At 61.6% G+C, this 6,920-nt stretch carries 6 protein-coding genes; 2 read left to right on the plus strand and 4 right to left on the minus strand.

Annotated features, from left to right (window positions below; translation table 11 throughout):
• Positions 1–184: 184 nt before the first annotated feature.
• The 4 genes from ACH2CW_RS14095 to ACH2CW_RS14110 form a co-directional block, all read right to left on the minus strand.
• The gene (locus ACH2CW_RS14095) at positions 185–1,873 is read right to left on the minus strand and encodes a long-chain-fatty-acid--CoA ligase (RefSeq protein WP_395059206.1); all 1,689 of its coding nucleotides are present in this window, start codon (positions 1,871–1,873) and stop codon (positions 185–187) included.
• Between the two features lie 160 nt (positions 1,874–2,033).
• Positions 2,034–3,467: an NAD(P)(+) transhydrogenase (Re/Si-specific) subunit beta gene (locus tag ACH2CW_RS14100; RefSeq protein ID WP_395059208.1), complete on the minus strand. Its 1,434-nt coding sequence runs from the start codon at positions 3,465–3,467 to the stop codon at positions 2,034–2,036.
• Positions 3,464–3,799 (minus strand): NAD(P) transhydrogenase subunit alpha, encoded by a 336-nt coding sequence (locus tag ACH2CW_RS14105; RefSeq protein ID WP_395059210.1) that lies wholly within the window; start codon positions 3,797–3,799, stop codon positions 3,464–3,466. Before ACH2CW_RS14105 ends, ACH2CW_RS14100 begins: the two co-directional genes overlap by 4 nt.
• Before the next feature lie 105 nt (positions 3,800–3,904).
• Positions 3,905–5,020 (minus strand): Re/Si-specific NAD(P)(+) transhydrogenase subunit alpha, encoded by a 1,116-nt coding sequence (locus ACH2CW_RS14110; protein ID WP_395059212.1) that lies wholly within the window; start codon positions 5,018–5,020, stop codon positions 3,905–3,907.
• A gap of 135 nt (positions 5,021–5,155) precedes the next feature.
• On the opposite strand from ACH2CW_RS14110, the gene ACH2CW_RS14115 reads away from it, so the two are divergent.
• A complete protein-coding gene (locus ACH2CW_RS14115) occupies positions 5,156–5,683 on the plus strand; it encodes an NUDIX hydrolase (RefSeq protein WP_395059214.1) in 528 nt (175 codons plus the stop codon).
• A 23-nt stretch (positions 5,684–5,706) separates the two neighbouring features.
• Positions 5,707–6,861 (plus strand): tRNA 2-thiouridine(34) synthase MnmA, encoded by a 1,155-nt coding sequence (gene mnmA, locus ACH2CW_RS14120; protein ID WP_395059215.1) that lies wholly within the window; start codon positions 5,707–5,709, stop codon positions 6,859–6,861.
• Positions 6,862–6,920 lie beyond the last annotated feature (59 nt).

Genomic DNA, 6,920 nt, shown 5'->3' on the forward strand with positions numbered 1-6,920 from the left:
AAGGCGGGAGGAGGCGACATAGCCGTAGCTATGGCAACGACAACCAACGCCATATGGCGGCTGAATGGGCGATTTCAGATCGCCTTTATTTGTGGGACAGGACACCAAGAGTTTGCCCGAAAAGGAACAGGCAAAAACAAAAGGCGGCCGGAGCCGCCTTTGTTGAAGGGGAGAACCTCCCGCCTTACTTCTTGTCGCGCAGTTCGCGGCGCAGGATTTTGCCGACCGGTGTCTTCGGCAGCTCGGTGCGGAACTCGACCACCTTGGGCTGCTTGTAGCCGGTCAGGTTGGTCTTGCAGAACTCGCGCACCTGGGCTTCTGTCAGGTCCGGGTTTTTCTTGACGATGACCAGCTTGACGGCCTCGCCAGACTTGTCATCGACCACGCCGACACAGGCGCATTCCATCACACCGTCCATGCCGCCGACCACGTCCTCGACCTCGTTCGGGTAGACATTAAAACCGCTGACCAGAATCATGTCTTTCTTGCGGTCGACGATCTTGAAGAAGCCGCGCTCGTCGATGATGCCGATGTCCCCCGATTTGAAGTAGCCGTCGGGCGTCATGACCTTGGCGGTTTCGTCGGGGCGCTGCCAGTAACCAGCCATCACCTGCGGACCCTTGATGGCGATCTCACCGGGCTGGCCCGCCGGCGTGTCATTGCCATCGTCATCAAGCAGCTTGAACCAGGTGCCGGGAATCGGTACACCGATGGTGCCGGTGAAGGCCTTGCTGTTGGTCGGGTTGCAGCTCGCCGACGGCGAGGTCTCCGACAGGCCGTAACCTTCGCAGATCGGGCAACCGGTTTTTTCGAGCCAGAGCTTGGCCACTGCACTTGTGACCGCCATGCCGCCGCCGAGTGAGACCTTCAGGTGCGACCAGTCCACGGTGTTGAAGTCGGGATGGTTGGCCAGGCCATTGAACAAGGTGTTGACCGCCGGAAAGCTGTGAATCTTGTGTTTGGCCAGCTCCTTGAGTACCGCCGGCAGGTCGCGCGGATTCGGGATCAGGATGTTTTTGCCGCCGGTGCGCATGCCCAGCATCATGTTCACGGTGAAGGCGAAGATGTGATACAGCGGCAACGCGCAGACATAGGTCGGCTGCACACCAGCCTCCATCGTCGCCATGGCCGGGCCGTTCCAGGCTTCGGACTGCAGCACGTTGGCAATCACATTGCGGTGCAGCAGCACCGCGCCCTTGGACACCCCGGTGGTGCCGCCGGTGTACTGCAGCACGGCCACGTCATCGGGCTTGAGGTCAGGGCGCTTGAGCGTGCCGCGGGTGCCGCGCGCCACGGCGTCATTGAAACGCACGGCATTGGGCAGGTTGAAGGCCGGCACCATCTTCTTGACATTGCGCACCACGTAATTGACCAGTGCGCCCTTGAGCATGCCCAGCTGGTCACCCATGGCGCTCAGCACCACATGTTTGACCGGCGTGTTGGCAATGCACTGCTCCAGCGTGTTGGCGAAGTTCTCGATGATGACAATCGCCTTGGCGCCCGAATCCTTGAGCTGGTGCTCCAGCTCGCGCGGGGTGTACAGCGGGTTGACATTGACCACCACATAACCGGCGCGCAGGATGGCGGCCACCGTGATCGGGTACTGCGGCACGTTGGGCATCATGATGGCAACGCGGTCGCCCTTGGCCAGGCCCAGGCCCTGCAAATAGGCCGCGAAAGCCTGCGACAGGCTGTCGGTTTGCCCGAAAGTCACGTCCTTGCCCATGAAGCTGTAGGCCACCGCCGAAGCGTTTTTGGCGAAACTTTCTTCCATCAATGCAACGAGGGAGCTGTATTGGGAGATGTCAACGTCGGCGGGCACGCCAGGCGGGTAGGCGCTCAGCCAGGGACGGTCGAGGGTGGATGCATTCATGCTTGTGTCTCCAGATGACGATTGAACAACTGCCACGAATTTTCACGGCGCAACCCTCTGCGGGGTTATTGCGTTTTCCCTAGGAAACAGGAGAAATCAGGAGAGCGAACCCTCTAATTTCCTGTTTTTGATACGACAGCAAGCAGCCCGCGTCGGCCGCTCACTCAATGGCCTTGCCCATGTCCTCAATGACTTTTTTGGCATCACCGAACACCATCATGGTTTTGTCCATGTAGAACAACTCATTGTCCAGGCCGGCATAACCGGCGGCCATCGAGCGTTTGTTGACGATGACGGTCTTGGCCTTGTAGGCCTCGAGAATCGGCATGCCGTAGATCGCGCTGCCCTTGACGTGTGCGGCAGGATTCACCACATCGTTGGCACCCAGAATGATGGCGACGTCGGCCTGGCCGAACTCGGCGTTGATGTCTTCCATTTCATGCACCTGGTCGTAAGGCACTTCGGCCTCGGCCAGCAGCACATTCATGTGGCCGGGCATGCGGCCGGCCACCGGATGGATCGCGTACTTGACGTTGACACCGCGGTCGATCAGCTTTTGCGCCAGTTCCTTGACCGAATGCTGCGCACGCGCGACCGCCAGGCCATAACCCGGCACGATGATCACGGTTTCGGCATTGCCCAGAATGAAGGCCGCGTCATCAGCCGACCCAGACTTGACCGGGCGCTGCTCCTTGGCGCCGCCGGCGGCTGCACCAGCCTCGCCGCCAAAGCCGCCCAGGATCACGTTGAAGAAGGACCGGTTCATCGCCTTGCACATGATGTAGGACAGGATGGCGCCGGACGATCCGACCAGTGAACCGGCAACGATCAGCATGGCATTGTTCAGCGAGAAGCCAATGCCGGCTGCCGCCCAGCCCGAGTAGCTGTTGAGCATGGACACCACCACCGGCATGTCGGCGCCGCCGATCGGGATGATGATCAGCACGCCCAGCACGAAGGACAGCGCCAGCATCGCAAAAAACGCGGTCCAGTTGCCGGTGAACATGAACACCAGGCCGAGGACCAAGGTAGCAATACCCAGCACCAGGTTGAGCATGTGCTGGCCCGAGAAAGTGACCGGCGCGCCCTGGAACAGGCGGAACTTGTACTTGCCGCTGAGCTTGCCGAAGGCGATCACCGAGCCGCTGAAGGTGATCGCGCCGATGGCTGCGCCGAGGAAGAGCTCAAGCCGGTTGCCGGCCGGGATCGCCGCCGTGCCCAGGCCCTGGGCCACGATGCCAAAGGCGTCCGGCTCGGCCATGGCCGCCACGGCGATAAACACCGCCGCCAGACCGATCATGCTGTGCATGAAAGCCACCAGCTCGGGCATCTTGGTCATCTCGACCCGTTTGGCCATGATCGTGCCGGCGGTGCCGCCAACCAGCAGTGCGACCAGCACGTAGACCATGCCGAAAGCCTTGCCACCCGAAATTTCAACAATCAGCGCACCGGTGGTCAGGATGGCAATCGCCATGCCGACCATGCCGAACAGGTTGCCGCGAATCGACGTGGTCGGGTGCGACAGGCCCTTGAGCGCCTGGATGAAACAAACGGAAGCCACCAGGTACAGCAGCGTGACGACATTCATGCTCATTTGGCTGCTCCTGAACCTGCTGCGTCAGCCGCAACGGCCTTCTTCTCTTTTTTCCGGAACATCTCCAGCATGCGGCGTGTGACCAGGAAACCGCCGAACACATTGACCGCTGCCAGCGCCACGGCCAGCACGCCCATGGTTTTGCCCAGCGGCGTGACGGTCAGCGCGGCAGCCAGCATGGCGCCCACAATGACAATCGCCGAAATCGCGTTGGTCACCGCCATCAGCGGTGTGTGCAGCGCAGGTGTGACGGTCCAGACCACGTGGTAACCCACGTAAATGGCCAGCACAAAGATGATGAGGTTGATGATGGTGGGGGATACTGCGTCCATAGGGGTCTCCAGTTCCGTTCGCCCTGAGCTTGTCGAAGGGTCTTCTGTGAAGCGCCAATGGCTTCGACAGGCTCAACTCGAACGGGGTTTCTTTTCCTTTTCTTGCTACTTCCGTTTGACTTCGCCGGCCTGCGCCATCAGGCAGGCCGCCACGATGTCGTCTTCGAGGTCGATGTTCAGCGCGCCTTCCTTGCCAACAATCAGTTTGAGGAAGTCCAGCAGGTTACGCGCGTAGAGCGCGCTGGCGTCGGCAGCCACCAGCGCCGGCACATTGGTCTCGCCGATCAGCGTGACGCCGTGTTTGACGACCGTTTTACCAGGCTCGGTCAGCGGGCAGTTGCCGCCCTGCGGCGCAGCCAGGTCAACGATCACACTGCCGGGCTTCATGGCCTTGACCATGTCCTCGGTCACCAGCACCGGTGCGGCGCGGCCGGGGATCAATGCCGTAGTGATGACGATGTCGGCCTGGGCCACCCGTTTGGCAACTTCGGCTTTTTGCCGCTCCAGCCAGCTTGGCGGCATCGGCTTGGCGTAACCACCCACACCGACGGCAGCCTCGCGTTCTTCGTCGGTTTCATAAGGCACGTCAATGAACTTGCCCCCCAGCGACTCGACCTGTTCCTTGACGCTGGGCCGCACATCGCTGGCCTCGATCACCGCACCCAGGCGCTTGGCGGTGGCAATCGCCTGCAGGCCCGCCACGCCAACGCCCAGGATCACCACACGGGCGGCCTTGACGGTGCCGGCGGCGGTCATCAGCATCGGGAAAAAGCGCTGGTAGGCGTTGGCCGCCATCATCACGGCCTTGTAGCCGGCGATGTTGGCCTGCGAGGACAACACGTCCATGCTTTGCGCGCGGCTGGTGCGCGGCGCGGCTTCCAGCGCAAACGCCGTCAGTTGCGCGGCGGCCAGGCGCTGCAGGCCGGCGGCGTCAAACGGATTCAACATGCCGACCAGCACCGTGCCGGCCTTGGCCAGGGCTATCTCGCTGTCCAGCGGGCAACGCACCTTGAGCACGATGTCGGACGCATAGGCACCGGCGGCATCGGTGATTTCAGCGCCGACGGCCACATAGGCCTCATCGGGAACGCTGGCCGCCACGCCAGCACCCGACTGGATGACGACCGTGTGGCCCTGGGCCTTGAGTTTTTTGGCCGTCTCGGGCGTGACGGCGACGCGTGTTTCCCCTGCCGTGATTTCGGCTGGTACCCCAATTCGCATGGGTGTCTCCTCGTTGCGTGTAAGTAGTTCTACGTGATTTCTGAAGCTGTCGGCTAGCTTACATGAGTTTCGCGCGGTTTTGGCCGGACAGTAATCACGGCGGTACGGCCCACGCGGCACCCGGATAATGCTGGCATGAACTCACGTTGGAAACCCAGTGTCACCGTTGCCGCCATCATCGAACGGGGCGGCAAGTTCCTGCTGGTCGAGGAGCACACGCAGGACGGCCTGCGCCTGAACAATCCGGCCGGCCACCTCGACCCCGGCGAAAGCCCTGTGCAGGCTTGCGCCCGCGAGACGCTGGAAGAAACCGCTTTTCATTTCACGCCTGACGCACTGGTCGGCGTCTACATGTCGCGCTTTGAGAAAACCGTTCCCGGCCAGGACATGCCCCTGGACATCACCTACCTGCGTTTCGCGTTTTGCGGCACGCTGGGCGACGAAGTGCCGGGGATGGCGCTCGACGAAGGCATTGTGCGCACCCTGTGGCTCAGCCCCGACGAAATCCGTGCCTGCGTGCCGCGGCACCGCAGCCCGCTGCTGCTGACCTGCATGGAAGACTATCTGGCCGGCAAGCGTTACCCGCTGGCGCTGGTCACGACCGACCCCAGCGTTTATGCCGCAAATCCCCAAGGTGAACGGGCCCTGGCCTCGCCGCTTTAACGCCACCCACCTAAAATCGGGTGATGCAAAAACAACGCATCGTGGTCGGTTTGAGCGGAGGCGTGGACTCTGCGGTGACCGCGCACCTGCTCAAGCAGCAAGGCCACGAGGTCGTCGGCATCTTCATGAAGAACTGGGAAGATGACGACGACAGCGAATTCTGTTCGTCCAACATCGACTTTGTGGACGCAGCCGCCGTGGCCGATGTTATCGGCATAGCCATCGAACACGTCAACTTCGCCGCCGACTACAAGGACCGGGTGTTTGCCGAATTTCTGCGCGAGTACCAGGCCGGCCGCACGCCCAACCCTGACATCCTGTGCAACGCAGAAATCAAGTTCAAGGCTTTTCTGGACCATGCAATGCGCCTGGGCGCCGAGAAGATCGCTACCGGTCACTACGCACGCGTGCGCAAAAACGAAATCACCGGCCTGCACGAACTGCTCAAGGGCCTGGACCCGGCCAAAGACCAGAGTTATTTCCTCCACCGCCTCAACCAGACGCAACTGGCCAGCACGCTGTTTCCGGTTGGCGAACTCAAAAAGACGGAAGTGCGACGCATCGCCGACGAGATCGGTCTGCCGAACGCAAAGAAAAAGGACTCGACTGGCATTTGTTTTATCGGCGAGCGGCCGTTTCGCGACTTCCTGAACCGCTACATTGCCAAAGCGCCGGGACCGATCAAGAACGACAAGGGCAGGGTGCTCGGCGAGCATGTGGGCCTGAGTTTTTACACGCTGGGCCAGCGCCAGGGGCTGGGCATTGGCGGCGTCAAAGCCAAGGGCGCCGAACTGAAAGCGCTGCAAGCGCAAGGCCAGCGCGGCGCAGGTGAACACACGCCGTGGTTTGTTGCCCGCAAAGACATGGCCACCAACACGTTGTGGGTGGTGCAAGGCCACGACCACCCGTGGCTGCAGTCAACTGAGCTCACCGCGCTGGATTGCAGCTGGGTATCTGGCAGCGCGCCCGTACCCGGTGCAATGGCCGCCAAGGCGCGGTATCGCCAGGCTGATGCACCTTGCGATCTGGTGGCCAGCGACGGGCAGCATTGCGAGCTGCATTTTGCTCAAGCGCAATGGGCCGTCACGCCAGGGCAGTCGGCCGTGCTGTACGACGGTGAGGTGTGCCTGGGCGGCGGCGTGATTGTCAGCAGCAATGTGCAGAATGTACCGGCGTAACACGCAAAATAGTGCTGCAGGTCAACAAATACGGGCGCAAGCAGCTATCAACTAAATAG

The organism is Polaromonas sp., assembly GCF_043778355.1.
Taxonomy (GTDB): Bacteria; Pseudomonadota; Gammaproteobacteria; order Burkholderiales; family Burkholderiaceae_C; genus Polaromonas.

Coding starts and splice junctions, on each gene's coding strand:
- ACH2CW_RS14095 (WP_395059206.1), bottom strand. CDS start 1,873: ATGAATGCATCCACCCTCGACCGTCCCTGGCTGAGCGCCTACCCGCCT.
- ACH2CW_RS14100 (WP_395059208.1), bottom strand. CDS start 3,467: ATGAGCATGAATGTCGTCACGCTGCTGTACCTGGTGGCTTCCGTTTGT.
- ACH2CW_RS14105 (WP_395059210.1), bottom strand. CDS start 3,799: ATGGACGCAGTATCCCCCACCATCATCAACCTCATCATCTTTGTGCTG.
- ACH2CW_RS14110 (WP_395059212.1), bottom strand. CDS start 5,020: ATGCGAATTGGGGTACCAGCCGAAATCACGGCAGGGGAAACACGCGTC.
- ACH2CW_RS14115 (WP_395059214.1), top strand. CDS start 5,156: ATGAACTCACGTTGGAAACCCAGTGTCACCGTTGCCGCCATCATCGAA.
- mnmA (WP_395059215.1), top strand. CDS start 5,707: ATGCAAAAACAACGCATCGTGGTCGGTTTGAGCGGAGGCGTGGACTCT.